The sequence below is a fragment of the Cohnella sp. 56 genome (assembly GCF_037963805.1).
Lineage (GTDB): Bacteria > Bacillota > Bacilli > Paenibacillales > Paenibacillaceae > Cohnella.
This window is the reverse complement of record NZ_JAZDQE010000009.1, coordinates 32,479-59,333: the sequence shown is the minus strand read 5'-3', so window position 1 is coordinate 59,333 and position 26,855 is coordinate 32,479. Positions and strand designations below refer to the sequence as shown.

Here is a 26,855-nt window from a genome sequence, read left to right as displayed (position 1 = left end):
GGTGTACGCTCGAGAGCACCGCGCAAAAATGCATGTTGGATGCCGCCGGTGGGGCTAAATGTCGCCGATGGGACGCGCCGCCCCGCACTTTTTGCAGGATGGGCTTCACCCGCTATTCCTCTCCGAATCTGCATATCGCTGCCGGTCCCCGGGGCGTCGAATCATAAAATCATCAAATGCTGTCAACAGTATGATTGACAAATTCGCGATTTCCTTCTGTTGCCGCCGGAATGGGGCACAGGTACGATAATTACATATCGACCGCTTGCGGATTCCCGCAAAAAGAAAGCGGTTCATTTTAAAGGAGGAACCGAAATGGAGCAAGCACAGCGTTCTGCTTCAAGCGGTGGCATAAGAGTGGGCGTCCAGAAGTTCGGACGATTCCTGAGCGGCATGGTCATGCCGAATATCGGCGCATTTATCGCGTGGGGCATCATCACGGCGCTGTTCATCCCGACCGGGTGGCTGCCCAACGAATATCTCGCAAAGCTCGTCGGCCCGACCATCACGTATCTGCTGCCGCTGTTGATCGGCTATACCGGCGGTACGATGGTGCACAAGCAGCGCGGCGGCGTCATTGGCGCCCTGATGACGATGGGCATCATTATCGGCACGGACATTCCGATGTTCCTCGGCGCGATGATCTGCGGACCGCTCGCAGCCTGGGTGCTCAAGCAGTTCGACAAGTCGATCGAGGGCAAGATCAAAGCCGGCTTCGAGATGCTGGTCAACAACTTCTCGCTCGGCATCATCGGCGCGGGACTCGCGCTGCTGTCCTACTCGGGCGTCGGGCCGATCATCGAGCAACTGACGACTTGGCTGTCGAGCGGCGTTGAGTTCCTGGTCAATCACAACCTGATCCCGCTGGCCAATATCCTCATCGAGCCGGCCAAGATATTGTTCCTGAACAACGCGATCAATCACGGCGTGCTGAGCCCGATCGCACTCGACGAAGCGTCGCGTACGGGCAAGTCGATTCTGTTCATGCTCGAATCGAATCCGGGTCCCGGCATCGGCGTCCTGCTCGCCTACATGTTCGTCGGCCGCGGCACCGCCCGCCAGTCCGCTTCGGGCGCCGCGATCATTCACTTCTTCGGCGGCATCCATGAGATTTACTTCCCGTACATTCTCATGAACCCGCGCCTGATCCTCGCCGTCATCGCCGGCGGCGTGACCGGCACGTTCACCTTCTCCATCTTCGGCGCGGGCCTCGTCGCTCCGCCGTCGCCGGGCAGCATCTTCGCCTATATCGCGATGGCGCCGAAGGGCGGCCTGCTGCAGGTGCTGAGCGGCGTGCTCACGGCGGCTGTCGTATCGTTCGCGGTATCGGCGCTGCTGCTGAAGACGACGAAGAAAAATGCGGAGGACGAGGACATCGAGGAAGCGCAAAGCCGCATGAAGGCGATGAAGGCGGCAGGCACGCCGGCAGCGGCAGTAGCGGCTTCGGCCGTGGGCTCCGCATCTGCCCGTGCGATGTCGAATGCAGCGGTCGTCGATGCCGGGCTTCAGACGGCGGCAGCGGCGGTTAAAAGTAAGGAGGACGTACGCAAGATCGTCTTCTCGTGCGACGCCGGGATGGGCTCGAGCGCCATGGGCGCATCGATCCTGCGCAAAAAAATGAAGGCAGCCGGATCGGACGTTACGGTCATCAACACGGCGATCAGCGACATCCCGAGCGACGCGGACATCGTTATTACGCACAAGTCGCTCACGGATCGCGCCCGGTCCAAAGCGCCGGATGCCGAGCATATTTCCATCGACAACTTCCTTAAGAGTCCGGAATACGACGTGCTGGTGAACAGGCTGACCTGATTCGGGCCGCGTGCCGGCAAAATAAACGGGAACCGACGGCCGGGCTGAGCGGCTGCGTCCGACCTGACATATCGATATGGCTGACGCTGGCGATCCAATCGCCGGCGTTCAGCCCATTTTGGATAGACAGGAATGATCCGTCCATGAGCGTATCCAACCGAACCCGCCGCATTCTGGAGCTGCTGCTGCGAAGCGGGCGGGAGATGACGGCGGCTGAGCTCGCCGCCGGGCTTCAGGTCAGCTCGCGCACCGTGCATCGCGAGCTGGGAGCGGTCGAAGACCTGCTGGCCGGGCAAGCGGTGTCGCTGGTGAAGAAGTCCGGCTCGGGCATCGCGCTGCAGGGAGACGAGGCCGCGCTGGCGCGTCTGGGCCAGGTCGTCGGCTCGTCGGAGGAGGCCGAGTTCTCCCCCGACGAGCGCCAGATCTACCTGCTCTGCCTGCTGCTCCGCGAGCGCGAGCCCGTCAAGCAATTCGCGCTGGCGCACGAGCTGAAGGTGACGGTGCAGACGATCGGCAGCGATCTTGAGGAGCTGGCCGGGTGGGTGGAGCGCTTCGGCGTCACGCTCATTCGCCGCCGCGGCTACGGCGTGGAGCTGGCCGGCGGGGAGGCGGAGCTGCGCGAGACGATCCGGCAGCTGATCAAGCTGCGGCTCGACGATGCCGAGCTGATCGCGAGCCGGGGCGAGGCGCCGGCCCATCCGCTCGACCGCATGCTGTTCGAGCTGGCTGGACGCGAGGACATGCCGGACGTCGAGAGCGCGCTGTGGCGGCTGGAGAGCAGATGGACCGGCAGCCTGAATGAGCAGATCTACACGGATCTGCTGATCCGCCTGTCGATCGCGCTGCACCGGATCAGGCACGGACGTACGATGGCGGACGCGCCTGTGCCGTTCCATCCGCCGCCGCGGGAAGCGCGCGCGCCGGAGGCGAATGCCGGAACCGGGCAGAGACTGGCGGCCGAGGAGCCGTCCGCGGACGAGGCCGCGAAGCTGGCGGCGCAGCTCGCGGAGCGGCCGGGCGTGACGCTCGGCCCGGCCGAGATCGCCTACGCCGCCGAGCTGCTCCAGGATGCGCGCGGCAAAGACCTCGCGCTGCTGCCCGGCGACGACCTGGCGCTGGCGGATGCGGTACGCAAGCTGATCCGCTTCATGCAGGCGTCGACGGGCGCCGATTATGACGAGGACCGCTCGCTGAGAGAGGGACTCTTCGAGCATCTGAAGCAGGCGATCCAGCGGCTGAACGAAGGGCAGCGCATCCGCAATCCGCTGCTCGAGCAGATCCGCCGGGATTACGGCGCGCTGTTCGCCGCGACGAGAGAAGCGGCGAATGTGGCATTGCCTCATCTGGCGGTGCCGGATGAAGAGGTCGGCTTCCTGGTCATGCACTTCGGCGCCGCCCAGGAGCGGCTCAGGCAGCTCCAGCGGGACGTGCGCGCCATCCTCGTGTGTACGAGCGGCATCGGCAGCTCCAAGCTGCTGCAGATGCGCATCCGCAAGGAGCTGCCGCAGATTCAGATTGCGGATCGGGTGTCCTGGTACGAGGCGGCCCGTCTGGATAAGGATATGTACGATCTTATTATTTCTACGATCGATCTGCCGCTTGATTCGAGGCAATATATCAAGGTCAGTCCGCTGCTCACCCAAGGCGAGGCCGACAGGCTGCGGACATTCGTCCGCGCAGCGCCGTGGGATCGGGGGCGCGCCGACTCCGGCAAGCGCGAGGCGGGCTCGCCCGCCGGGACGGCGGACGGCTTCGCCAGGCTGCAGGGCCTGAAGACGACGCTTGACGAGATCGTGTCGCTCGTCGACGGATTCCGCGCGATTGAGCTGGGCGAGGACGCGGACGATCTGTTCTCGGCGCTGGACGACGTATGCCGCCGGGAAGCGGCGCAGGGCCTGCTGGCCGATCCGGAAGCCGTGCGCGACAGGCTGCTCGGGCGGGAAGAGCAGGGCAGTCAGATGATTCCCGGCACGGGCCTCGCGCTCTTCCATACGCGGGCGCCGGAGATTACGGGCTCCACGCTTAAGCTTTACAGACTGAGACGTCCGATTGATCTGCCGCAGGACGACGGGCCGCCCGTCTCGCTGGACCGCTTCCTGCTCATGCTGGCCCCGCGGGCGCTCGCGCGGGAGCGTCTTGAGGTGCTCAGCGAGATCAGCGCGATGCTGCTTGACGAGGAGACGATCGCACTGCTCGAGGCGGGCGACGAGGCGGCCATCCGGGAGCGGCTGACCGCGCATCTCCGCAGCTTTTTTCTAACCAAAACCGAAAGCGAGTGACCAACATGAGCATCCTATCCGAAAATAAAGTGAAATTGAACGCATCCGTCGCCGACAAATACGAGGCGATCCGGCTGGCTGGACAACTGCTGGTCGAGGCAGGGCATGTCGAGCCTGCATACGTCGACAGCATGATCGAGCGGGAAAACTCGCTGTCCACCTACATGGGCGGCGGTCTCGCCATCCCGCACGGGACGAGCGAATCCAAGGGCACGATCAAATCGACGGGACTGTCGATCGTGCAGCTGCCGGCCGGCGTCGACTTCGGCGACGGGGAGAAGGCGCACCTGGTCATCGGCATCGCCGCCGTGGGCGACGACCACCTGGACATTTTGACGAACGTGGCGATGATCTGCTCGGATGACGAGAACATGGACCGCATCCTCGTCGCCAAGACGCCCGCCGAGATGATCGAGATTTTCGAGAGCGGTGCGGAGGCATGAAGGCTCTCCACTTCGGCGCCGGCAACATCGGCCGGGGGTTCATCGGCCTGCTCCTGTCCCGCTCCGGCTATGACGTCGTCTTCTCCGACGTCAACAAGACGCTGGTCGAGGCGCTGCGCCAGCGCGGCGAATATACGGTGACGCTGGCCGACGACAAGCAGGAGCGGCTTGCCGTGACAGGCGTGACGGCGATCGACGGCACCGACCTCGAAGCGGTCGCCGCCGCCGTCGCAGAGGCCGATCTCGTCACAACCGCCGTCGGCGTGAACATCCTGAAGCATATCGCCGCCGGCATCGCCCGCGGCATCGAGCGGCGCCTCGCCGCAGGGGCGGGCCCGCTGCACCTGATCGCCTGCGAGAATGCGCTCGGCGGCAGCGCCCAGCTCAAGACGCATGTATATGCGCATCTGGACGAAGCGGCGCAGCGCGGGGCAGACGAAGTCTGCGCCTTCCCGAACGCGGCGGTGGACCGGATCGTGCCGATCCAGCATCATGAAGATCCGCTGGCGGTGACGGTGGAGCCGTTCTACGAGTGGGCGGTCGATGCGTCCGCCATGTTCCCCGGCTTCAAGCGTGTCGAGGGCGTGCACTATGTGGACGATCTGACGCCGTATATTGAGCGCAAGCTGTTCACCGTCAACACGGGCCACGCCTCGGCGGCGTATCTCGGCAACCTGCTGGGCTACGACACGATCCAGCAGGCGATGGCGGACGAGGCGCTGGTGGGCGAGGTTCGCACGGTGCTGGAAGAGACCGGCGCCGTCGTCGTCCGCAAGCACGGCTTCGACCCGGCAGCGCATCAAGACTATATCGAGACGACCCTCGGGCGATTCCGCAATCCTCATCTGACCGACGAGATCGCCCGCGTCGGCCGGTCGCCGATCCGCAAGCTGTCGCCCAACGACCGCCTGGTCAGTCCGGCGCTCCAGGCGCTGGCGCAAGGCCTGGAGCCTGGAGCGCTCGCCAAAGTCATGGCCGCCGCGCTGTGCTTCGACGAACCGGACGATCCGGAGTCCGTCGAATTGCAGCGTTCGCTGAGGGAGAAGGGCGCAGCCGAGACGCTGACGGCATATTCGTCGCTGCAGCCGGACCATCCGCTGCACCGGCTGGCGATGATGCAGTACGAGACGCTGGCGGCACGGCTGCCGGGATGACGGCCCGGTTCGCGGCCACTGCACGAAGCTCGCGTCCGCGCGGCTTTTAAATAAAAGGAGAGATGCATCATGTCACAACAGTTAACCGGCATTGCCGCTTCTCCCGGCATCGCCATCGCCAAGGCGTTCCGGTATGCGCACGCCGTCGCGGAGGCGCCGGAGCGCGCCGAGGTCGCAGACGCGTCCGCGGAGGCGGAGCGCTTCCGCGCCGCCGTCGCCCGGTCGAAGACGGAGATCGACGCGATCCGCGAGGCGACCGAGCGCAGGCTGGGCGCTGCGAAGGCGGAGATTTTCGAAGCCCATCTGATGCTGCTCGACGATCCCGATCTCGTCGACGCCGTCCTGGAGCAGATTGCAAATGAATCGGTGAACGCGGAGTATGCGCTGCATGAAGTAACGGCGATGATCGTCGAGATGCTGCGCGGGATGGACAGCGAGATGCTGCGCGAGCGGGCGGCGGACGTGCTGGACGTGTCCGGCCGCGTGATGAGCCATCTCCAGGGGCGCGCGTACGCGACGCTGTCCGGCATCACGGAGGAGACGGTCATCGTGGCCCAGGATCTGACGCCGTCCGACACGGCCCAGCTGGACCTGGATTATGTGCGCGGCTTCGTCACCGAGATCGGCAGCCGCACCTCGCACTCCGCCATCATGGCGCGCTCGCTGGAGCTGCCCGCCATCGTCGGAGCGGGCAAAGCCGCAGCCGGCGTCCCGCACGGGGCGACGATCGTCCTCGATGCGAACGAAGGCCGCATCGTCGTCGATCCGAGCGCAGAGGAGCTCGCCGCCTTCCGCGCGAAGAAGGAAGCCTACGATGCCCGGACGGCGGAGCTGAAGCGGCTCGCTTCCGAGCCCTCCGTGTCTGCGGACGGCGTTCATGTCGAGCTCGCGGCCAACATCGGCGGCGTCGAGGATGTCGCGAAGGCGCTGGAGAACGGCGCCGACGGCGTCGGGCTGTTCCGCACCGAGTTCCTCTACATGGGGCGCAGCTCGCTGCCGACGGAAGAGGAGCAGTACGAGACCTACCGCCATGTGCTGGCCAAAATGAACGGCAAACGCGTCGTCATCCGCACGCTCGACATCGGCGGCGACAAGGAGCTGCCTTATCTGGCGCTGCCGAAGGAGAGCAATCCGTTCCTCGGCCTGCGGGCGGTGCGGTTCTGTCTGAGCCGCGAGGACGTGTTCCGCACGCAGCTGCGCGCGCTGCTCCGCGCCAGTACGGCGGGCAAGCTCAACATTATGTTCCCGATGATCGCAGTGGCAAGCGAGCTGCGGCAGGCGAAGGCGCTGCTGGCCGAAGAACGCGCCAAGCTCGCGCGCGAAGGCGTGCCCGTAGCCGACGATATCGAGGTCGGCATCATGATCGAGATTCCGGCTGCTGCGCTCAATGCGGATTACTTGGCCAAGGAAGTCGACTTTTTCAGCATCGGCACGAACGATCTGATCCAATATACGATGGCGGCGGACCGGATGAACGACGCGGTCTCGTATTTGTACCAGCCGTATCACCCTTCCGTCCTGCGTCTGGTGCGCATGGTCATCCGTGCGGCGGAGCGCGAAGGCAAGTGGACCGGCATGTGCGGCGAGATGGCGGGCGATCTGACGGCGATCCCGCTGCTGCTCGGCCTCGGTCTCGGCGAATTCAGCATGAGCGCGTCATCCGTGCTGCCCGCCCGCGAGCTGATCGGTCGTCTGTCCAGACAAGAGTGGGCCGGTCTCGCCGAAGAGGCGCTCCAGCTCGGCACGCAAGAGGAAGTCAAACAATTCGTAGAACAAAGGAGTCTTGTCTAATGCTGTCCGAAACCTTTACCGTCATCCATCCGTCCGGGTTCCATGCCCGCCCGACCAAAATCTTCGTCCATGCGGCGACGCAATACAACTGCAAGGTCAGCCTGATCAAAGGGTCCAAGAAGGTGAACGGCAAGAGCTCGCTCGGCCTGCTCTCGCTCGGCTTGGCCAAGGGCGACGAGGTTGCGCTGGAGGTCGACGGCGAGCGCGAAGAAGAAGCGCTGCGCGAGCTTGGCGGGCTGCTGTCCAAAATATACGAAGAATAAGCCAGGGCTAGCCCCGCTTCACGAGCGCACCCCTTGGAACAGGCATGGAGAGCCCGACGCTCGCTGCCCCGTTCCAAGGGGTGTTGTCGTTGTGGGGCCAATAAAAACAAACAAGCCGGCCCCGGCGCGATGCCGGAGTCAGCTTGAGGGGGGAGCTATGCCAGGTGGCCGATTGCCATCTACGCTTCTAAAATCGTGTTGGAAAAGTCGTTGTTGTAATAATAGTTGTTGTCGTCGGTAGAGGCGACGATGCCGATAATCATGAGCACGATCAACGCCAAGTACAATACCGCGCCGATAATCCCGCAGATCAGGCCCGCTACGGCCATGCCGTTGCCCTGCTCGCCGCGCGCGCGAATCTCCTTGAGGGAGAGCGACGCCACGATGATCGAGACGATCCCGAGGAAGAAGCCGATGAACGGGATGACGATGGCGCCGATGCCGAGTATCATGGCAGCGATCGATTTGCTGTTCGTGCGGGGGGCGGGGGCATAAGGATAGGGAGGCGGGTATCCGTGCTGCTGCGGCTGCTGCCAGCCGGCGGATTGCCCGGCATGTCCGCCCTGCGGCCCATGTGCGCCGTAGCCGCCCTGATAGGGCTGTCCGGCATGCCCGCCGCCCTGCTGCGGCCCGTGCGCGCCGTAGCCGCCCTGATAGGGCTGTCCGGCATGCCCGCCGCCCTGCTGCGGCCCGTGCGCGCCGTAGCCGCCCTGATAGGGCTGTCCGGCATGCCCGCCGCCCTGCTGCGGCCCGTGTGCGCCGTAGCCGCCCTGATAGGGCTGTCCGGCATGCCCGCCGCCCTGCTGCGGCCCATGCGCGCCGTAGCCGCCCTGATAGGGCTGTCCGGCATGCCCGCCGCCCTGCTGCGGCCCATGCGCGCCATAGCCGCCCTGATAGGGCTGTCCGGCATGCCCGCCGCCCTGCTGCGGCCCATGCACGCCGTAGCCGCCCTGCTGCGGCCCGTGTGCGTCGTAGCCGCCCTGCGGGTGCTGCTCGGCTGCGGCTTCCCGATGGGCGCCCCCTCGCTCTGCCGCGTCCTGCGATCCCGGACGCGGTTCATCATGTTGCCCGGCCGTATGCCTTCCTTCGGCAGCGGCGGGTGCGTCCGCCCGCTCGTCGCGAGCATCGGCAGCAGCCGGCGCGTCCGAGGCGCCGGGGCTCTGCTCCGATCCGGCCGCTGCAGCGTTGTCTGCGCCTGCGCCGGCAGTGTCCGGCGCAGGCGAGGCGTCCCAGGGTGCGTTCGAATCGTCGTTGTTCATGGAGAAGACTCCTTTTCAGACAAGCGAAGTTTTATTGGAAGTTCAATCCCGGCTGGATCGGCGGCTCCGTATAGGCGGCACGGTTCAGTTCCTCGTAGAAGTGTGCGAATCCGGTGTACATATAAGGACCTACCCACAGCATGCCGATGCCGAACGGAATAATGCCCAGAATGATCCATCCGAGGTAGCTGAGCACGAAGACGAAGTAGCGCCCTTTGTTGCCGTTCATCATCGCTTTGCTGCGTCGGATGGCCTCCAGGCCGCCGATGCCCGGATTGTCGCGAAGAATGAAGAAGGCCTGCGAATAACGAATCGCCGCGATGATGCCGGGGATGACGAGCAGCAGCATCCAGAGGACGGTGAAGATGCCGACCAGCAGATTCAACAGGAATGCTTCGGGGAAACGGCTGAAGCCGCTGAACAGTCCTGCGATGCTCGGCCCCCGCTCACGTACGAGATCCAGAAAATAGCCGTACAGACCGAGCATGAGCGGTCCCGTCACCAGCAGGGAAGCGACCCAGCCGACCAGCGGGATATTCTCGATGAATCCGAGCACCGTCAGCACAACGCCGTACACCAGCATCAGCAGTACCGGCTCCGTCCATTTGCCTCTTAGTGTTTCTCTTGCGCGTGCCCTGAGTTCCGAACTGTTGGCCATTTTGACAACTCCACCTTTGCGTCGAGAGATACGGGACAGCAGTCCCGATTCAAACTGATTTTACAAGCGTTGGCACAATTCGACAATCACTATTTTTGCAGAACCTTGCCAGGCGCATGCTATACCTATCCTATGCAGCGTGTCATGGACACTATGCCAGCGCAGGCAGGCTCCAACCTATTACCTAATGCAAGCATAAAAAAACCGCCAGAGGCGGTTTTTAGGTAAATTTTAAGTAGGGGGGATCAGTGTTGGCTGATCGAAAAGGATATGTGCTTCCTCGACATCTATAATATTAGAATAGCACGCCGGAAAAGAATAGTCTAGTCTTTTTCGGCGATTTTGTTATGATTTGGGATGCTCTTCCCGGGAGAGCGAATCTATCGCGGAAAAGAGGTCCCACATGACAGCTGTATGGGTGCTCGCCCGCAGCGGATACGAGAGCCGGCTTCAGTACACGGCCTCGCATGCGGCGCGAACGGTTGCCAGCATTATTTTCGGCATGATCTATATCTCGATATGGCAAGGGATCGGCGAGCAGCATGCGCTGCAAGGCTACGGCAGGGAAGGAATGATCGCCTATATGGCCTTCAACCAGGTCATTCTGTGGCTCACCGTGACGACGCACGGCCTCGGATTGGAGGACCGGGTGCGTACGGGACAGATCGCGCTGGATCTCGTGCGTCCACTGCATCTGTTCGTGTTCGCGGCGGGCAAGGAAGCGGGCTCCATCGCCTACAACGCGCTGTTCACCGCGGTCCCGCTGTACGTCCTCTACACGCTGCTGTTCGGGCTGCCGGTGCCTGCCGATCCCCTCATCTGGCTGTGGACGCTGCCGGCGCTGCTCATGGCCGCCTATACGGCCGTCTGCATCTCGTATTGCATCGGGGTGACCGCGCTGTGGACGGTGGAGAGCCGCTGGTTCAGCCTGCTTAACTATTCGCTTAGCTTCGTGCTGTCGGGCTTCCTCATGCCCGTCGCATGGATGCCGGGCTGGCTGCAGACGGTGTCGAGGCTGTCTCCGTACCCGGTTTTTAACGATATCCCGACCCGCCTCTATCTCGGACATGCGGCGCCGGCAGCGCTGCTCGCGCCGGCGCTGTGGTGCGTGCTGCTGTCGCTGGCCTGCCTCGCGGCGACGTCGGCGGTGCGCCGCAAGGTGGAGGTGCAGGGCGGATGAATTGGATTCGCATCTCATGGATGCTGTACAGGGTCAACGTCCGCGCCCGGATGCAATACCGGCTCAGCTTCCTGCTGACGACGCTGCTGGCTTCGCTCGTGACCGTCGCCGAGTTTCTCGGACTGGTGGTGCTGCTGCATGCATTCGGCGCGATCAAGGGCTGGAACGTCTGGGAGATCGGTTATCTCTACGGCGTGCTGATGACGGCCAAGTATGTGTACCGCAGCTTCGGTTCGGCCATCAACAACTTTGAGCCGTATCTGGTGAACGGGCTGCTGGATCAGCTGCTGCTGCGGCCGATGCCGCTGCTGCTGTCCGTGGTGACGTCACGGACGCGGATGGTCGGCGGCGAGCTGCTGCAGAGCCTGACCGTGCTGGGCGTCTGCCTGGGCAGACTGATGCGGGACGGCACGGCCGGATGGACGGCGGTGCCGGCGACGCTGCTGATCGTCTGTACGGGTACCGTCATTATGTTTGCGGTCGGGCTGGCGACGGCGGCCGTCGGCTTCTGGACGACGCGGACCGAGGATCTGTCCGTGCTCACCGACAACGCTTCGACGACCGCATGCCAGCTCCCGCTCAGCCTGTTCCCGGACTGGCTGCGGACGCTGCTGCTCACCGTCATCCCGTTCGGATTCATCAATTACGTGCCGGCGATGTTCATCGTCAAGGGCGAATGGGGCATATGGACGATTCCGGCGACCGTCGCGGCGGCGGCATTGGCGCTGGCAGCGGCGCTCGCTCTGTGGCAAGTCGGCGTCCGGAAGTATCAGAGCACGGGCACATAAGGAAGCGATCGGCACAAGTTGGCGGGTAACGGCAATGATTCTATTTACGAGCGGAGGAATCGAATATGGCGATGTTAGAAGCGACAGGCCTCAGCAAGACATTCGCGACCGCAGTGCCCAAGGCAGGGAAGCTGAGGGAGATCCGGACGCTGTTCTCGCGCGAGCGGAAGCTCGTGACGGCGGTGAAGTCGCTGGACCTCAGCGTGGCAGAAGGCGAGTTCGTCGGCTTCATCGGCCCGAACGGCGCAGGCAAGTCGACGACGATCAAGATGCTGTGCGGCATCCTCCACCCGAGCGCCGGCGAGGTCAGAATCGGCGGCCTCAGCCCGCAGCGGGACAGGCGGCGCGTAGCCAGAGACATCGGCGTCGTGTTCGGCCAGCGCTCCCAGCTGTTCTGGGATCTGCCGCTCAAGGACAGCTTCGACATACTGGCTGCGATATTCAGGCTCGGCGCCGCGGAGAAGCGGCGGCAGCTGTCGAAGCTGGAGGAAGTGCTGCAGCTGCGCGAATTCTGGGATACGCCGGTCCGCAGGCTGTCGCTGGGGCAGCGGATGCGGGGCGATCTCGCCGCGGCGCTGCTGCACGATCCGGCGCTGCTGGTGCTCGACGAGCCGACGATCGGCATGGATGCGACGGCGAAGCGGCAGATCAGGGATCATCTGAAGCTGCTCAATGCGGAGTTCGGCAAGACCGTGCTGCTCACGACGCATGACATGGACGATATCGAGACGCTCTGCGAGCGGGTGATGGTCATCAGCCGCGGCGAGCTGCTCTACGACGGCGGACTGGAGCGGCTGCGGGCGCGGATCGGCCTGCCGACGACCGTGCGCGTGACTTATGCCCGGGAGACGAAGCTGACGCCCGGCATGCGGATCGGAGGCGGCCTGTCCGACGCTGCCGGCGAGGTGGCAGTGACCGATGTCCAGGGCCGGGAAGCGGCGGTCAGCTGCAATCGCGAGCACATCGGCGTCATGGAGGTGCTGCGGCTGCTGTCCGAATGGGGCGACATCGTCGACATTCGTGTCGAGGAGCCCGAATTCGAGGACATCGTCAGCCGCATATATTGAGGTGAACAGCCGCCCTGCATCACTGCCCCTGCAGCATCGGCTTGAGATCGCCGATCACCTGCGCCAGCGCGGCCGAGGTGCGCGTGTACATCTCCTTGGCCGCGGCATCCTTGGTCGATACGGCGTACAGCTCCAGATCCGCCTCGAGCTTTTTCAGATTGGCCAGCAGCAGCGCCTTGCCTTGCGGAGCGGGCACCTGCAGCTTGTCGTCATACAGATCGACATACAGCTGCTGATAGGCGTCGACCTGTCCGAGGAACACATTGTCCACGGTCACGCCGATTTTCTCCAGCTCGGTCGCGAGCCAGCCGGGGCTGAGCCCTGCCGTGGCGAGCGGCTCGCTCATCATTTTGCCGTCCATAATGACGACCTGAGGCTCGACCTCATGCACTTTCGGCATCCCTATATCGCTGGGCGTGAGCGGCTGCTTTTCTTTTTTGAGCAGTACGCTGAGCTCTCCGCTTGTCTCCATGACGGCGAACTCGACATCCGCGAGGTTGAACGCGTTTTTGCCTCGCAGCTGCTCCATCAGCTCGTCCGTCGTCAGATGCTCCTTTTTCAGATTATCCTCCATAACCTTGCCTTCTTTGACAACGACGCGTCCCCGGCCCTCGAGCAGGTGGCGCAGCCGGATGCTCTTCATGGACAGATACTCCAGCGTGAACGGTACGGTGAACCAGACGGCGAGCGCGATGAGCCCGTACGAATAATGCGATTCGATGTCCGTGGAGATGAAGCCGGCGAGCTCGCCGAGCGTGATGCCCAATATATATTCGAAGAAAGTCAGCTGCGAGATCTGCTTTTTGCCCAGCAGCCTGGCCATGATGAACAGGACGATCAGGGCGCCCAGCGAGCGGAAAATAATTTGTCCCCACATCGGCATGACGTTAACCCTCCTTGTTCATCAGATGATCCGGCGCCTCGAGCGCGACGGCATGCGCGATGCCGGGGATGGATTCGCTCTGCTGCAGCGCGAGCGGAGACATGAGCGCCCCCGTCGCGACGACGAGAATGCGGCGCAGCTCGCCCGCCCGCAGCTTGTTCAGCAGGTGGCCGTACGTGACGACCGCCGAACATGCGCATCCGCTGCCGCCGGCCTGCACCATCTGCTTGTCATAGTCGTAGATCATCATGCCGCAGTCGCGGTAGCGCGTCTTGTGCATCGGGATGCGATGCTTGTCGAAAAGATCCGTAGCCAGCTCGAACCCGACCTTCGCCAGATCGCCCGTCACGATGAGATCGTAATGATCGGGACCTACGCCGAGATCGCGGAAGTGCGAGATGATCGTATCGACGGCCGCCGGCGCCATCGCCGCGCCCATGTTGAACGGGTCCGTGATGCCCATGTCGACGACGCGGCCGATCGTGGCGGCCGCGACGCGCGGCCCGTCGCCTTCGCCGGCGACGAGCGCGGCCCCTGCTCCCGTTACCGTGTACTGCGCATAGGGCGGCTTCTGCGAGCCGTATTCCGTCGGGTATCTGAATTGCTTTTCCGCCGTCGAGTTGTGGCTGCACGTGCCGGTCATCGCATACCTGGCGCCCCCGGTCGAGATCAGATAGGAGGCGAGCGCGAGCCCCTCCATCGAGGTGGAGCAAGCGCCGAACAGGCCGATGTAGGGCATCGCCAGCGTCCGCGCGGCGTAGCTCGAGCTCGTGATCTGGTTCATCAGGTCGCCGCCGAGGTAGAAGCTGAGCTGATCCTGCGTCATCCCCGCCTTCTGCAGCGCGATCTTGGACGCTTCCTCCAGATAGGTGCGCTCCGCCTTCTCCCAGCTGTCCTGTCCGACCAGCGAGTCGTCGTGCACGATGTCGAAGTCATGCGCGAGCGGTCCGCGCCCCTCGAACGGTCCGACGACGGTGGCCGACGACAGAATGACGGGTTTCTCCCGGAACTGCCAGCTCTGATGTCCCTTCAGCATCGTCATAGGTCACCCTCCATATCCGAATACGAATCGTATGAGCCCGATGATAAACGCGGCCACCGTGCCGAACACGATGACAGAGCCGGCCAGCTTGAACATGTTGGCGCCCGTGCCGAGCACGAGACCTTCGCTGCGATGCTCGATGGCGGCGGACGACATCGCATTGGCGAAGCCCGTCACGGGTACGGCCGAACCGGCGCCCGCCCATTGTCCGAGCTTGTCGTAGACGCCCATCGCGGTCAGCGCCACGGCAGCTGCGATCAGGACGGCGACCGTAGGGGCGGCCGCCTGCTTGAGCGTCATTCCGGCGAAGTGCATGAATGCTTCCTGTATCCCCTGGCCGACGACGCAGATCAGGCCGCCGACGAGGAAGGCGCGCAGGCAATTCATCAGTACGGGCCTTGCCGGCTGGCGCTTCAGCGCGAGCTGCCGGTATTCCTGCTGTGTGGGCGTCAGCTTCTTGATTTTGTTGTTAGCCACGGTGCGAGGTCCTCCTTGCATGCGCAAATTGCGGGCAGTATACATAGAGTCTGCCTCCGGCGCGCTCTTTTTACCCCCGTTCGGCTGTCGGCAGCAGGGGGACTAAATTTTTACAATTGTGAAACGGGGTGCAAATGGGCAAAGTACACGAGTCCCGCTGCGGGAACATTATCGAACAGAAAGAGGCGTAGCCCAGATGACCGTAGCTTCTCAAGTTAAAACAACCGTCGCTTCTCTCAAGAGCGCCCAGGCCAGCCTGGAGCAATTCGCGATCAGCACGCAAAACCAGCAGGCCAAGCAGCTCTTCACCGATGCCGCTTCGCAGACGCAGCAGATCGTAGACCAGGTCGAGCAGCGCGTGCAGCAGCTGGAGCAGGAAGAACCGCAATACAAAGGCTTCTAACTGCTGGCACAAGGAAGTCTGGATGAACTGGGAGCGGAGTTCCGGAAGCCGGAGCTCCGCCTTTCCACGAAGAGAGGAGACCGAGGAGATGCGAAAATCTAAAGCGATGGCGCTTGTTCGCCTGTTGGCTGCCAAAACGGCAATCGGAACGACGGCGCTCATCCTGACGGCGAACGCGTTCTCTTGCGCCCGCGCGGATGCGCAGAAGCCGGCATTCCAAGGAAGAGCCTACTATGAATCCAGAGGCGAGGCGATCTGGGAGGTTCCGTTGGACGGCAAGGTCATCGCGCTCACATTCGACGACGGACCGGACCCGGTCGATACGCCCGCGATATTGGATTTGCTGGGCGAATATCATGCGCATGCGACTTTTTTTATTACCGGCAAGAAGGCCGAGCAGTACCCGGAGATCGTGAAGCGGGAGGCGATCGAAGGCCATGAGGTAGCCAATCATACATATACGCATCGCATGCTGTTGCGCTGCTCGGACGAACAGATCCGCAGCGAGATCGCGAGGGCGCAGCAGAGCATCGCGTTGGCCGCAGGGGCGAAGCCGGTCCTGTTCCGGCCGCCGGAAGGCTTTTTTAACAGCCGGGTGCTGTCGGTGGGACGCGAGGAGGGACTCTTGACCGTGCTGTGGTCCTGGCACCATCCGACGGACGATTGGGCGCGGCCCGGCGTGAGCCATATCGTCAAAGGAATCATGAGCGACGTGCGCAGCGGCGATATCGTGCTGCTGCACGATTATGTGAGCGGGAAGACGCAGACGATTGACGCGCTCCGCATCATCCTTCCCAAGCTAACGCAGGAAGGGTACCGCTTCGTGACCGTATCGGAGCTGCTGCGGCTAAAAAATTCGAAATCAAACATGGTAAATCGTTGACTTTGTTGTTGAGAACCATTATCATTCTTATTAACGATTGATAATGATAACGATTATCAGAATATAGATGAACATAAAGGCGAATTCGTTCGCCGGAGGAGTGAAAACATGTCGCGGTTAAGCACGAATCAGTTGACTCTCGCTTATGGCAGCCGGTGTATCGTGAAGGATCTGAATCTGTCCGTACCCGATGGCAAGATTACCTCTCTCGTCGGCGCGAACGGTTCGGGCAAGTCCACGATCCTCAAGTCGCTCGCGCGTATCCTGAGTCCGCAGAGCGGCGGCGTGTACCTCGACGGCAAGCAGATTCACCGCCAGCCGACCAAGGAAGTCGCCAAGCAGCTCGCCATTCTGCCGCAGAACCCGACCTCGCCCGAGGGGCTGACGGTGCGCGAGCTCATCTCGTTCGGCCGCTATCCGCACCAGCGCGGATTCGGCGCATTGTCCGCCGAGGACAACCGGATGATCGACTGGGCGCTGCAGGCGACGGGCATGGGCGAGTTCCACGACCGCGCCGTCGACCAGCTGTCCGGCGGCCAGCGGCAGCGTGCCTGGATCGCGATGGCGCTCGCGCAGGGCACCGAGGTGCTGCTGCTCGACGAGCCGACGACATTCCTCGACATGGCGCATCAGATCGAGGTCATGACGCTGCTGGAGAAGCTTAACCGCGAACAGAAGCGCACCATTATCATGGTCGTTCACGATCTCAACCATGCGGCCCGCTTCTCGCAGCATCTGGTCGCGCTCAAGCAAGGCACGGTGCTCTACGAGGGCCATCCCGAGCAAGTGATGACGCCGTCGATGCTGCGCGACGTGTTCGGCATCGACGCGGACGTCATTCCCGATCCGCGCACGGGCGCGCCGCTCTGCCTGCCTTACGGCCTGGCAGAGGGCATCGGCCGGGAGCCGGCGGCGAACAAGGCGGCATTGGCCGCCCGCGAAGAAGGCCGCCTGACCGCAGCAGTCGTATAGCGTACGCCTTGACACGCCTTCTCGCCGCATTAGCGGTTGAGGAGGCGTTTTTTGTCTGTCGATTCGCTGCTCAGGTGCTAAAGCGTTTCATTCCCTTCGCCGCTGGTCGGGCAGGGATTTTTTTTGTCCCTGCTTGAATGAATCCATTCGCCCGGCGTCATTCCTGTCGTTTTACGAAATGCTTTGGAGAAATGATGAACGTCGGCAATTTCCTCATACCCTTGCCCTATACGGGCGGATTGAATTTTACATGAGGGATTGGGAGCTGCCGTTCGCAGGGGCTAAGCCGCTTGTTCGATGAGTGATCAAAGTAATTGCCGCAAACCGATGGACAGGTGCCGAGAGTTCTCCGCTCAGCGCCTGTCCTTTTTTTTATCGTGCCCGTAAGTTTAGCGAATGTCCTCCTTCGACGACGCTGTTTGTGATTCCGCCCACGCCTCTGTAATATGAAGGGTAGCTGGAATTGAAAGCGTTTGAGGCAGAGGAGGACTATAGCCATGATTCATCTAAAAGAAGTTCGGGAGAAGACCGGCCGGGTGCTGGACCAGATTGCGTCCATCGTCGTGGGCAAGCCCGAAGCGGCGGAGTATGCGCTGATCGCGCTGCTGGCCTCGGGGCATATCATACTGGAGGATGTGCCGGGCACCGGCAAGACGCTGCTGGCCAAGTCGCTGTCCAGATCGCTCGGCTGCGAGTTCAAGCGGATTCAGTTCACGGCGGACCTGCTGCCGTCGGACGTATCGGGCATTAACTTTTACAACCAGCGCACGGGCGCCTTCGAGCTGAGGCGGGGGCCTGTCTTCACGAATATTCTGCTGGCGGACGAGCTGAACCGGGCGACGCCCCGCACGCAATCGAGCCTGCTCGAGAGCATGGAAGAACGCCAGGTGACGATCGACGGCGAGACGCATCCGCTCGCCGTGCCGTTCCTCGTCATCGCGACGCAGAATCCAATTGAGAGCCACGGCACCTTCCCGCTGCCCGAAGCCCAGTTGGACCGCTTCATGCTGCGCATTCCGATGGGCTATCCGACGACGGCCGAGGAGTCGGAGATCGTACGCCGGTTCATGAGCGCGGACCCGCTGGCGGCTGCGGAGCCTGTGCTGAGCGTCGGCGATATTTTGCAGCTGCAGGAGGCGCTCAGGGACGTGCGCTGCCATGACGACGTGCTGGCGTATATGCTCGGGATCGTGGCTGCGACGCGCGGCCATGAAGATACGTCGATAGGAGCGAGCCCCCGCGCCACGCTCCAGTTCATGCGGGCGGCGCAAGCGAGGGCGCTGCTGCGCGGGCGGGACTTCGTGCTGCCCGAGGACGTCAAGGCGCTCGCGTCGCCCGTGCTGGCCCATCGCCTCGTGCTGCACGATCCGCTCGCAGGCGGCCGGCGGGCGCTGGAGATCGTGAGCGAGATCTTGGAGCGCACCGCCGTGCCTGCCGAGCAGGATGCGGTCTATGCTTAGCGCATGCTGATCTTCAAGCTGCTGCTCGTCGCTCTTGCGGTCGGACTGGTCCAGCGTCTGCTGTACGGCAAGCTGGGACTGCGGCGAATCCAGTATGAGCGCAGGTTCAACGTACCGCATGCCTTTGCGGGGGACAAGATCCGGATGGAGGAGCGCCTCGTCAACGCCAAGTGGCTGCCGCTGCCCTGGCTGCGCGTCGAGACGCAGATGCCGGCCGCGCTGCGGTTCGGCAAGGAGGAGCTCGATCTCGCCGTCAGCGTCGGCCAGTCGCTGCAAAATCATGCCAGCTTGTTCACGCTCGGGCCGTACACCCGGATCGTGCGGCGGCACGAGGTCGTCTGCCTGCAGCGGGGGCGCTATCGCATCGCGTCCGTCGCGATCACGCACGGCGACCTGCTCGGCGTGACGGGCAGGTCGCTCACGGTCGGCTCGGACTGCGCGATCACGGTATACCCGAGGCTGCTCCAGGCCCGGGACATCCCTCGCGCGGCACGCGAGTGGATACAGAGTGCGATGAGCACGCCGGAGGCTTTTCGCGAGGATCATTATTATACGGCCGGCGTACGCGCCTATCGGAGCGGAGATGCGCTCAAGCAAGTGAACTGGAGCGCGACCGCCAGAACAGGCGAGCTGCTTGTCAATCGCAGAGAGACGATGATCGGGGGCGACGTCACGGTGCTGCTGAACGCGGAGCTGGCGGATGCTGCCACGAATCGGCGAATCTCGGCAGAGCGCTTCGAGGAGGCGATCAGCCTGGCGGCCTCCGCCGCGAAGCAGGTGCTGGACGCCGGCGGCCGCGCCGGGCTGATCTACAACGGCCGCGCCGGCGGCGCAGAGCGCGTGCCGCTGCGCATCGAGCCGGCCGGCGGGCGGCGCCAGCTCTACGCGCTGCTGGATGCGATGGCCGACTTCGAACCCGTCGTCCGGCTCGAGCTCGGCTATTTGCTGGAGGACCTGCTTCGCGCCCGGATGCGCGGGACGAACCTGCTGCTGATTACCGCTTTTGTGACGCCCAAGCAGGAGGAGGCCTTGGCCAGGCTGCGGCAAGCGGGCAATCGGGTAGAGGTGCTGCTGCTTCATCAACAGCGTCCGGCAGCAGCGCATAGAGCCGCAGCGGGAGGGATGTCATGAAGCTGATCATTCGCAGTCTGGCGGACAGTCTGGCCGTTTATCCGGCGCTGCTCCTGCTCAGCGACTTTGCGGACCTGTCGCTGCCGCTGGCCGGCTGGATCGGACTCGCCTGGCTGGCCGCCGCTGGCGGCCGCGCGCTGCCAGCGATCCTGCGCCGCCGCATGCCTGCCGCCATCGTTCACGTCGCGCTGGTGCTCATCCTCGCTGCCGCTGCCGCCGCCGTCGATCCATGGCTGCTGGCGCTTGTCGTGCCGCTCGGCGCGCTGTCCTGGATCGCCCGCTACGACTGGCGGCGCATCGTCCGCTGCTCGGTTGCGGTCGGTCTGCATGCCGTCGTCCTCGCAGCCGCGCCGCTGCTTGGCATCGACTCGGCCGCGCGTCCGTGGCTGGCGGCGGCCGGCATACTCTGGCTGGCGGCCAGCATCTACTTCGTCCAGGCAAGCTCGCTGTCCGAGGCCGGCCTGGGCGCCGGGCTCGTCACCCGCCGGCTCGCGGCAGCCGGCCGGCGGTATGCGGCGATCTGGGGCTTGCTCGTCGCCATCGTCTTCCTGCCGTTCGCAGGCGTGCCGATCTGGCCGGCGATCGCCCGCCTCGTCCGCTGGCTGATCGCGCTCATGCCCCAGGGCAAGCCTGCGCCCGAGCCGCCCCCCGAGACCGAGCCGCCCGCACAGCAGCCTGTTTTTCCCGAGCAGGCTTCAGACACCGGGCGCATCTGGGTGTGGCTCGAGTATGCCATGTACGTCGCGCTCGCACTGCTGGCGCTGGCCGCCGTCTATCTGATCGGCCGGCGCTATCTGCTGAACGCTGTCTGGTGGCGTCGGCTGTCCGAGCGCATCAAGACCTGGTACGACAGAATGCTCCAGGGCAAGCGCCAGAACGACGAAGACCCGGGATATACGGAGGAGCGCGAGAGCCTCCTCCAGGGAGAACGGCTGCTCAGCCGGCTGTTCGCCAGGCGGCGCTCCAAGGCCAAGCCTGCGCTTCGCCGCGAGGAGTGGGCGGCCCTGCCGGCCGAGGCACGGGTTCGCAGCCTGTACGCCGCAGTTCTCGACGAAGCGGTTCGCGAAGGCTATGCGCACCGGGATTCGCACACGCCGTCGGAGACGCTCCGGGCGATCGAGGCATGGGAGTCGGCCCGCGGCGCGCCCCGGGGACAGCGGGAGCAGTCCGACATGCGCCGCTGGCTGGCCGCCATGTCCGCGAAGCTCGGCGAGCTGTACGGCAAGGCCAGGTACGGCAGCGGCGTGAAGCCGGAGGAGGCCGAACGTCTCGGCGCCGATTACCCGTGGCGGAGATGAGGACGGACCGCCGTCAGGCGGAATATCCGCGCCAGATGCCAAAAGTCCCGAATCCTTTTTCTGAGGATTCGGGACTTTTTTTGACAGCTTGTTTCGCGCCTTTTGAATGCGGGTATACAACTAATACCTCTCCATTTTCACTCCATGCAGCAGCTAAGACCCGCTTTGGGGGCGGGTCTTAGCCTAAGCAAGCAACTCTCACTTGTGCCGAATCTTACACGTGGTCGATCGCCACGGACTTGTAAGTATCGGAGTCCATCACGCGACGGGCGCCGAGATAACGCTTCGCGTAATACTTGTCATCCAGATCCGAGATCGTCACGCCCTTCGAGGCCGAATGCGCGAATCTGTTGTCGCCGACGTAGACGCCGACGTGAGATACGCCGCTGCCGCTCGTATTGAAGAATACGAGATCGCCCGGGCGCAGATCGTCGCGAGCTACCTTGTCGCCCATCGCGAACTGGCCTTTGGACGAATGAGGCAGCGTGACATCGAACTTCTTGAATACATAGGCCGTGAATCCCGAGCAGTCGAAGCCGCTCGTCGTCGTGCCGCCGTAATCGTAGTCGATGCCGATCAGCTTGGAGACGGTCGAATCGAGCTTGGATGCGGCAGACGCGCTGCCCATCTGGAAAGCAAGCAAGCAGGTTAAAGCAAGGATGAGGACTGTAACTTTACGCAAAACGGAAAGCTCCTTCCAGGTGCCTACGAGGTTAGCTGGAGGGTTCGGTTGAAGGTTCCCTATGACTTCTGCGCGAGGCGAAGTCAATTCACCCAGTAAAAAATGGTTCCCCCGTTTCCCCGTGCGCGGGAATTCGGCAGTTTTCGCACCTTAGCTTTAGAAATTCGATTTTTAGGCCTCAACTCCTGCTCCTTGAAGATTAGAATTCCTTAATGTCCGAAAGGGGGAGGAATATGTCGCCATCATCCGAAAAGCCAGACGTAGCAAGGGATGCGGGCTGCCGGCAAGAAATGGGCCGAGCCTATGAATAAATGAGAAAGATTAAGAGGAAGCAAGTCTTCGACGGGGGTGCGGTCGCAAGAGTATGATCGTAGTCTATGCCCGCCTCTCACCCAATATTAATAGTCGGTTAAAAAAAGAGACGACGCATGGTCCTTGGAGGGACCGCGCGTCGTCTCTTTTTGAGTATTTCAATGCTTGGCCGCGAGCTTGCCTGCAGAGGTCATTGATCCTCGCGCAGCCACAATCGATGCTGGCAGGCGGCTGTCCAGAGCGACAGCAGGGTGCGGATAAAATGAAAGGATTGGTTCAGCACGATGATCGCCAGGCCGGTCCAGAGGAACGAGGCCGCGGAGACGGCTGCGGCGCCCAGGAGCGAGAGCAGCGGCAGCAGGAGCGTCACCGCCAGCAGCGGGAACAGACGGCGCAAGGCGTGAACCGCACCCTGCCACAGACTGGCGCCGCCGGCTGCGCTGAACTGCATGAACAGAAACGGCAGGTGCACGACCATCATCCATAGCGCCCAGCCGGCAGCATAAGGGAGCATCTGACCGATCCACGCCTGGACGTTCGGCTCCGCCATGTAGGCGCTCCGTGCGAACGGAACGATCCAGACAGTCGGCAGCAGCGCGATCAGTTTTTCGGCAGCATACAGCAGCGTTACTTTTTTCCAAGCCTCTCTGATGCCCCGAAGCACATGCGTACCGCCCCCATCGTCGTCATGGCCGAATGAATAATACAGACCGGCATTCAGAATCGGCGTGAGCAGCATGCGGAGCAGCAGCATGCCCCCGAGCAGGAGCAGCGTCCGATCGGCCAGATCCGTCTTGAGCAGGCGGAACTGCGCCTCGATCGCGAAGATCTGCTTGGCCGCGGCGCCGAGCGGATGCTGATCCGGGAAGCGCTCAAGCACCGGAGCGACGATGGAATCGATGAGCCGGTAAAGAAAGAAGCCCCATAGCAAACGGTACAGGAAGAGGGCGACAAGCGCGTACTTGTGGCGTTTTGTCGTCGTCCAGCCTTGGCGGATCGCGTCGTTCATTCTCATCCCTCCCTCACCAGGCCATGCTGCCGATGAACGCATCGATCAGCTGGCTCAGCGTCACGTCGAGCTTGGTGCGTTGCCGCTTCGGCGCTTCGGTTTTCAGATAATTGTCGTACCTGCTGTGATCGAGCACGACATCGAGCATCGGGTCGATGGACACGTATTCGAGCGGAGCGGCGGATTGCAGCCGGAGTTGAACGTGATTCTGGATGCCGTCCCATGTCTTGCGGACGGTCTGGCCGTCCTTGAAGCCGAACAGCACGGTCACGGCCTGCGGACTTCCCATCTTGCGCGTGAGCAGGACGCTCGACTGGTAGCTGCCCTCGCCGTCCGGCTCCGTGCGGGCCGAGGCCACTGCGAAGTCGGCCGTCTCTCCGCGGTAGACATAGGCCGAGAAGAAGTCCTTCCAGTCCTCCTTGGTGACGGATTCGACGACGCGCTGGAAGGCCTGGCTGTCCGGATGCTTGAAGCGATATTTTTGGAAATAAGTGCGCATCACCTTCGACATCGTTTTTTCGCCGACCCGGGCTTCGATCGCTTTGAGCACGAGCTTGCCGCGCATGTACACATTTTCGGCATAGGCGTCCGAGCTGCCGTAGCTCCACGAATCGAGCTTGAGCGGCAGCGGATTCGTCATATAGAGGGATTCGATCGTCGTGCGGGGCGCGACGCCGTAGATGGCGGCCATGAGCTTCTCCTCGCTGTAGGAGGTGAACGCTTCGTCGAGCCAGGCTTCCTCGAATTCGTTGGAGGCGACGATGCCGTACCAATACTGGTGCGCGATCTCGTGTACGAGCGTGCGCTCGAGCTCGTAGCCCGGATTGTCGTCCTTGGCGGCGGCGCCCGTGACGAGCGTCGGATATTCCATGCCGCCCGCACCTTCCGCGTCGGGTGGCGGGATGACGACGGACAGCGTCGTGTACGGATAATCGCCGTACCACTCGCCAAGCTTGGCCAATGCAGACTTGGCCGCATGCATGTAGCGCTCCTCCTGGCCGGCATGCAGCGGGTCGAGGTACAGCTTGATCCGGACGCCCGGCACGCCGGCCGATGAGAAGGAGTCCTCCGCTGTCACGAACCTGGGCGAGGCGGACCAGGAGAAGTCATGCACATCCTCGGCGTAGAACTGATAAATCTTGCGGCCGTCCTTCACGACGGGCTGCTTGTACTGGAAGCCCGTAGCCGCCACGATCCGGTCCTCGGGAACGTCGATCTTCACGCTGTAAATGCCGAAGTCCGAATAGAACTCCGAATTGCCGTGATACTGGTGCAGATTCCAGCCTTCGGCCGTCCGCCCGCGCGTGCCTGCCGTCTCATAGGCGGCGACCTTCGGGAACCATTGGCCCGCCATGACAAAGTCGCCAGCCTGCCCCATGCGGGCGAATATTTGCGGCAGCTTGACCGTGAACTTCATGCGGACGGTGACGCTCTGACCCGCTCCGACCGCCTTGGGCAGCCGGAAGGCGACGAGCGTCAGATCCTTCGCGTTGCCGTCGTCCGGTTGAATGTAGCGAAGGCGGGGCAGGAGCGTCTCGCCCGCTTCGGTCGTGAGCTCGGTCAGCGCCATGGCTCCCTCTTTGCCCGGGGTCATCTTGACGCCGCGCAGCTGGCCGTTCGACTCGTTCATGAAGGTGCTGCCCGGCGAGAAGGCGTTGGGGTACAGGTGCAGATAGAGGTCCGTCACCGGCTTGCGTCCGGGATTGGTCCAGGTCAGCGTCTCGGAAGCGTCGAGCATGCCGCCGTCCTGCAGCTTGACCGAGATGTCATAATCGGCGATGCGTTTGCTGAGCGGCACAGACTGCGGTTGTGCCGGCGGCGGGGAAGGCTGCGTCTGGGGAGTGGAGGCGGATTGCTGCTGACCGGCGGCTGCGGAGGCTCCGCCGTCCGGCGCTGCGGTCGGATGTGCGGCCGGGGCTTCGGCGGACGCTTCGGCAGGAACTTCGGCGAGCAGGTCGGACCCTGCCTCCAGGGTACCCGCTGCGGCACCCTTCTGCTGCGAGGACGAGAGCTGCGGCGCAGTCTGTGCGGCGTAGGCGGGCAGGGTGAACTGGGACTGCCAGGCGGCGTCGAATCCGAAGCCGGACGTGCCGAGCAGTACGGCGGCGGCCACGGCGAGCGCGGCGATACGATAAATATGGCGTTGGGGCATGACGGTAACCCTCCCGTTGACAAGCGTCTAGCAGATGTATATGTGGGTTGTCCGCGGATTATATCTTTGTCCCATACAAATGGAGCGTGCGGTGCCGGTGTGAGTCTGCAAGCCGATCGGGGAGGGCGCGGCGGTGAGGCGGAAAACGAGTGGAGGCGAGGCGCGAGCGAAGGTGCAGGCGAAGGTGCAAGCGAAGGCGCGGCGGGCGTGCGGTTCGGGCGGAGCGGCAGCAGGATGCTGGACAAGCCGGTCTAAAAGGTTGGCTGCCCTCATAGAATGGGTACAACTATATATAGAAGGAGGGATGGTTATGAACCCCATTCATCGCACTATCCGCCTGATCGCGGCAAGCACGACGGCCGTCGCGCTCGCGGGCTCCCCATCGATCGCGCTGGCCCAACCTCCCTTGGCAGGCGGTGCCGACAGCGGCGGACCTCTGCCGATCGCGCATACGGAGACCGTATACACGAACCATGCTCCCGCCCTGGCCAAGTCGCTGGGTCTCAGGTCGGGTGTAGATATCAAGGCCGATCTGGATGCGGCGGGACATGCTGTCCGGTGGCGCGTGCTGACCGACGGCGCGACGAAGTTCGCCTTCATGCAGGCGGCGGAGATCGCATACGACAAGACGCCTGTCGTCCGCTTCGAGGATCTGACGGGTGACGGTACGCCTGAGCTGCTCGTCTATCGGAAGACGGCGCGGCCGGCGGAAGGTACCGGACTTAGCGTCTATAACGGCGGGGACGGATTCAAGCTGTTGTTCGATGTGACGGACCCGGCCTTCACCATCGCCGATCTGGCGGAGCGCTATGAGCTGCGCGCTGCGGCCGGCGGAGACGGAGTTCGCTTCACCGATCCGGCGAGCGGGCTGAGCGGTGTTATCCCGGCTGCGAAGGCTTCGGGAGCGGCCGTCGAGCCGGTGACGTCCTATGAAGCCGGCGCAGCGGCGGCACAGGGCGCGCCCGGAAGCATCGTTGCCGTCCAGCGCGTGAGCGGCGTGTCGGACGTGGACGGCAGCAGGACCGCGATCGGATGGCTGCGGACGTCCTACGCTTATCGATACGGTGCGTTCGTGCCGGAGCGTCAGACGTTGACCGATGCGCAGGGCAAGACGATCGCAGCCGTGGACCTGCTCCATTCGGAGGGGCCGGGGACGGACAACGACGATATTTAAGTGAAGCATGCCGCTTGCCGTGCAGGAGACTGCCGCAGGCGGCTAATTTTATGTCAGGCGACTGTCCGGAGAGATGGGGCGGCGCGTGTTCGCCGAATTCGCTGAGGGCTGGCATTGCCAGGAGGAAGACGATATATCGGCCGGAGTGTCGCAGGTGCGTGCATCCCAACCCAACAACCGCCGGCTGGCGGCTTTGCGCAGGCGCAGTCCCGAGCATCGAGCATGTGGGGGGGCGTGATGCTTTTTGGCGTGCGTTTCGTTAAAATAGGAATTATGGATTGAG

Annotated in this window: 26 protein-coding genes and 1 riboswitch; of the genes, 17 read left to right on the top strand and 9 right to left on the bottom strand. The window is 63.3% G+C overall.

Annotation, left to right across the window (positions count from 1 at the left end; genetic code table 11):
• Positions 1 to 315: 315 nt before the first annotated feature.
• The 6 genes from VQ071_RS16510 to VQ071_RS16485 all read left to right on the top strand — a co-directional run bounded on the left by VQ071_RS16510 (position 316) and on the right by VQ071_RS16485 (position 7,742).
• Positions 316 to 1,812, top strand: coding sequence for a PTS mannitol transporter subunit IICB (locus VQ071_RS16510; RefSeq protein WP_340515197.1), 1,497 nt, complete (start codon positions 316 to 318; stop codon positions 1,810 to 1,812).
• 143 nt (positions 1,813 to 1,955) lie between these two features.
• A complete protein-coding gene (locus VQ071_RS16505; protein ID WP_340515196.1) occupies positions 1,956 to 4,091 on the top strand; it encodes a BglG family transcription antiterminator in 2,136 nt (711 codons plus the stop codon).
• A gap of 5 nt (positions 4,092 to 4,096) precedes the next feature.
• Positions 4,097 to 4,534, top strand: a complete 438-nt coding sequence (locus VQ071_RS16500; RefSeq protein WP_340515195.1) for a PTS sugar transporter subunit IIA — start codon at positions 4,097 to 4,099, stop codon at positions 4,532 to 4,534.
• Positions 4,531 to 5,688 carry a mannitol-1-phosphate 5-dehydrogenase gene (locus tag VQ071_RS16495; protein ID WP_340515194.1) on the top strand — a complete coding sequence of 386 codons (1,158 nt, stop codon included), beginning with the start codon at positions 4,531 to 4,533 and terminating at the stop codon, positions 5,686 to 5,688. Before VQ071_RS16500 ends, VQ071_RS16495 begins: the two co-directional genes overlap by 4 nt.
• A 69-nt stretch (positions 5,689 to 5,757) precedes the next feature.
• Entirely contained in the window at positions 5,758 to 7,479 is a 1,722-nt protein-coding gene (ptsP, locus tag VQ071_RS16490; RefSeq protein ID WP_340515193.1) for a phosphoenolpyruvate--protein phosphotransferase, read from the top strand.
• Positions 7,479 to 7,742 carry an HPr family phosphocarrier protein gene (locus VQ071_RS16485; RefSeq protein ID WP_340515192.1) on the top strand — a complete coding sequence of 88 codons (264 nt, stop codon included), beginning with the start codon at positions 7,479 to 7,481 and terminating at the stop codon, positions 7,740 to 7,742. Before ptsP ends, VQ071_RS16485 begins: the two co-directional genes overlap by 1 nt.
• Positions 7,743 to 7,921: 179 nt before the next feature.
• On the opposite strand, the gene VQ071_RS16480 is transcribed toward VQ071_RS16485, so the two are convergent.
• Both VQ071_RS16480 and VQ071_RS16475 read right to left on the bottom strand, forming a co-directional pair.
• Complete coding sequence (locus VQ071_RS16480) at positions 7,922 to 9,001, bottom strand: DUF4190 domain-containing protein (RefSeq protein WP_340515191.1); 1,080 nt, start codon at positions 8,999 to 9,001, stop codon at positions 7,922 to 7,924.
• Positions 9,002 to 9,032: 31 nt separating this feature from the next.
• Positions 9,033 to 9,659 carry a DUF975 family protein gene (locus tag VQ071_RS16475; protein ID WP_340515190.1) on the bottom strand — a complete coding sequence of 209 codons (627 nt, stop codon included), beginning with the start codon at positions 9,657 to 9,659 and terminating at the stop codon, positions 9,033 to 9,035.
• A gap of 403 nt (positions 9,660 to 10,062) precedes the next feature.
• On the opposite strand from VQ071_RS16475, the gene VQ071_RS16470 reads away from it, so the two are divergent.
• The 3 genes from VQ071_RS16470 to VQ071_RS16460 all read left to right on the top strand — a co-directional run bounded on the left by VQ071_RS16470 (position 10,063) and on the right by VQ071_RS16460 (position 12,694).
• Positions 10,063 to 10,839 (top strand): ABC transporter permease, encoded by a 777-nt coding sequence (locus tag VQ071_RS16470; protein ID WP_340515189.1) that lies wholly within the window; start codon positions 10,063 to 10,065, stop codon positions 10,837 to 10,839.
• The gene (locus VQ071_RS16465; RefSeq protein WP_340515188.1) at positions 10,836 to 11,627 is read left to right on the top strand and encodes an ABC transporter permease; all 792 of its coding nucleotides are present in this window, start codon (positions 10,836 to 10,838) and stop codon (positions 11,625 to 11,627) included. The genes VQ071_RS16470 and VQ071_RS16465 overlap by 4 nt, the downstream gene beginning before the upstream one ends.
• Positions 11,628 to 11,698: 71 nt before the next feature.
• The gene (locus VQ071_RS16460; protein ID WP_445293304.1) at positions 11,699 to 12,694 is read left to right on the top strand and encodes an ABC transporter ATP-binding protein; all 996 of its coding nucleotides are present in this window, start codon (positions 11,699 to 11,701) and stop codon (positions 12,692 to 12,694) included.
• A gap of 19 nt (positions 12,695 to 12,713) precedes the next feature.
• Here the strand turns inward: VQ071_RS16460 and VQ071_RS16455 are convergent, their stop codons facing one another.
• The 3 genes from VQ071_RS16455 to spoVAC are packed head-to-tail and all read right to left on the bottom strand — an operon-like array spanning position 12,714 to position 15,096.
• Entirely contained in the window at positions 12,714 to 13,577 is an 864-nt protein-coding gene (locus VQ071_RS16455; RefSeq protein ID WP_340515186.1) for a DUF421 domain-containing protein, read from the bottom strand.
• A gap of 4 nt (positions 13,578 to 13,581) precedes the next feature.
• Complete coding sequence (gene spoVAD, locus VQ071_RS16450) at positions 13,582 to 14,613, bottom strand: stage V sporulation protein AD (protein ID WP_340515382.1); 1,032 nt, start codon at positions 14,611 to 14,613, stop codon at positions 13,582 to 13,584.
• 9 nt (positions 14,614 to 14,622) lie between these two features.
• On the bottom strand, positions 14,623 to 15,096 hold the full coding sequence (gene spoVAC / locus VQ071_RS16445; RefSeq protein ID WP_340515185.1) for a stage V sporulation protein AC: 474 nt from the start codon (positions 15,094 to 15,096) through the stop codon (positions 14,623 to 14,625).
• A gap of 196 nt (positions 15,097 to 15,292) precedes the next feature.
• Between spoVAC and VQ071_RS16440 the strand changes: the two genes are divergently transcribed.
• The 3 genes from VQ071_RS16440 to VQ071_RS16430 all read left to right on the top strand — a co-directional run bounded on the left by VQ071_RS16440 (position 15,293) and on the right by VQ071_RS16430 (position 17,354).
• The gene (locus VQ071_RS16440; RefSeq protein ID WP_340515184.1) at positions 15,293 to 15,499 is read left to right on the top strand and encodes a DUF1657 domain-containing protein; all 207 of its coding nucleotides are present in this window, start codon (positions 15,293 to 15,295) and stop codon (positions 15,497 to 15,499) included.
• Positions 15,500 to 15,587: 88 nt separating this feature from the next.
• On the top strand, positions 15,588 to 16,382 hold the full coding sequence (locus VQ071_RS16435; RefSeq protein ID WP_340515183.1) for a polysaccharide deacetylase family protein: 795 nt from the start codon (positions 15,588 to 15,590) through the stop codon (positions 16,380 to 16,382).
• A gap of 108 nt (positions 16,383 to 16,490) precedes the next feature.
• Positions 16,491 to 17,354, top strand: coding sequence for an ABC transporter ATP-binding protein (locus VQ071_RS16430; RefSeq protein ID WP_340515182.1), 864 nt, complete (start codon positions 16,491 to 16,493; stop codon positions 17,352 to 17,354).
• Between the two features lie 77 nt (positions 17,355 to 17,431).
• On the opposite strand, the gene VQ071_RS29330 is transcribed toward VQ071_RS16430, so the two are convergent.
• Positions 17,432 to 17,563, bottom strand: a complete 132-nt coding sequence (locus VQ071_RS29330) for an AraC family transcriptional regulator (protein ID WP_445293303.1) — start codon at positions 17,561 to 17,563, stop codon at positions 17,432 to 17,434.
• A gap of 288 nt (positions 17,564 to 17,851) precedes the next feature.
• On the opposite strand from VQ071_RS29330, the gene VQ071_RS16425 reads away from it, so the two are divergent.
• From VQ071_RS16425 to VQ071_RS16415, 3 genes are read left to right on the top strand one after another with little or no spacing between them, the layout of a single operon-like run.
• Positions 17,852 to 18,814 carry an AAA family ATPase gene (locus tag VQ071_RS16425; RefSeq protein ID WP_340515181.1) on the top strand — a complete coding sequence of 321 codons (963 nt, stop codon included), beginning with the start codon at positions 17,852 to 17,854 and terminating at the stop codon, positions 18,812 to 18,814.
• A 3-nt stretch (positions 18,815 to 18,817) separates the two neighbouring features.
• Positions 18,818 to 19,945 carry a DUF58 domain-containing protein gene (locus VQ071_RS16420; protein WP_340515180.1) on the top strand — a complete coding sequence of 376 codons (1,128 nt, stop codon included), beginning with the start codon at positions 18,818 to 18,820 and terminating at the stop codon, positions 19,943 to 19,945.
• Positions 19,942 to 21,243: a hypothetical protein gene (locus tag VQ071_RS16415; RefSeq protein WP_340515178.1), complete on the top strand. Its 1,302-nt coding sequence runs from the start codon at positions 19,942 to 19,944 to the stop codon at positions 21,241 to 21,243. The genes VQ071_RS16420 and VQ071_RS16415 overlap by 4 nt, the downstream gene beginning before the upstream one ends.
• 214 nt (positions 21,244 to 21,457) lie before the next feature.
• Here VQ071_RS16415 and VQ071_RS16410 read toward each other — a convergent pair whose 3' ends face one another.
• From VQ071_RS16410 to VQ071_RS16400, 3 genes are all read right to left on the bottom strand, one after another.
• A complete protein-coding gene (locus VQ071_RS16410) occupies positions 21,458 to 21,925 on the bottom strand; it encodes a C40 family peptidase (RefSeq protein WP_340515177.1) in 468 nt (155 codons plus the stop codon).
• Between the two features lie 5 nt (positions 21,926 to 21,930).
• A riboswitch (cyclic di-AMP (ydaO/yuaA leader) is annotated at positions 21,931 to 22,074 on the bottom strand.
• 353 nt (positions 22,075 to 22,427) lie between these two features.
• Complete coding sequence (locus VQ071_RS16405) at positions 22,428 to 23,246, bottom strand: hypothetical protein (protein ID WP_340515176.1); 819 nt, start codon at positions 23,244 to 23,246, stop codon at positions 22,428 to 22,430.
• A 13-nt stretch (positions 23,247 to 23,259) separates the two neighbouring features.
• A complete protein-coding gene (locus tag VQ071_RS16400; protein ID WP_340515175.1) occupies positions 23,260 to 25,398 on the bottom strand; it encodes a M1 family metallopeptidase in 2,139 nt (712 codons plus the stop codon).
• 99 nt (positions 25,399 to 25,497) lie between these two features.
• Between VQ071_RS16400 and VQ071_RS16395 the strand changes: the two genes are divergently transcribed.
• Positions 25,498 to 25,653: a hypothetical protein gene (locus VQ071_RS16395; RefSeq protein WP_340515174.1), complete on the top strand. Its 156-nt coding sequence runs from the start codon at positions 25,498 to 25,500 to the stop codon at positions 25,651 to 25,653.
• A 55-nt stretch (positions 25,654 to 25,708) separates the two neighbouring features.
• The gene (locus VQ071_RS16390; RefSeq protein ID WP_340515173.1) at positions 25,709 to 26,572 is read left to right on the top strand and encodes a hypothetical protein; all 864 of its coding nucleotides are present in this window, start codon (positions 25,709 to 25,711) and stop codon (positions 26,570 to 26,572) included.
• Positions 26,573 to 26,855: the final 283 nt, after the last annotated feature.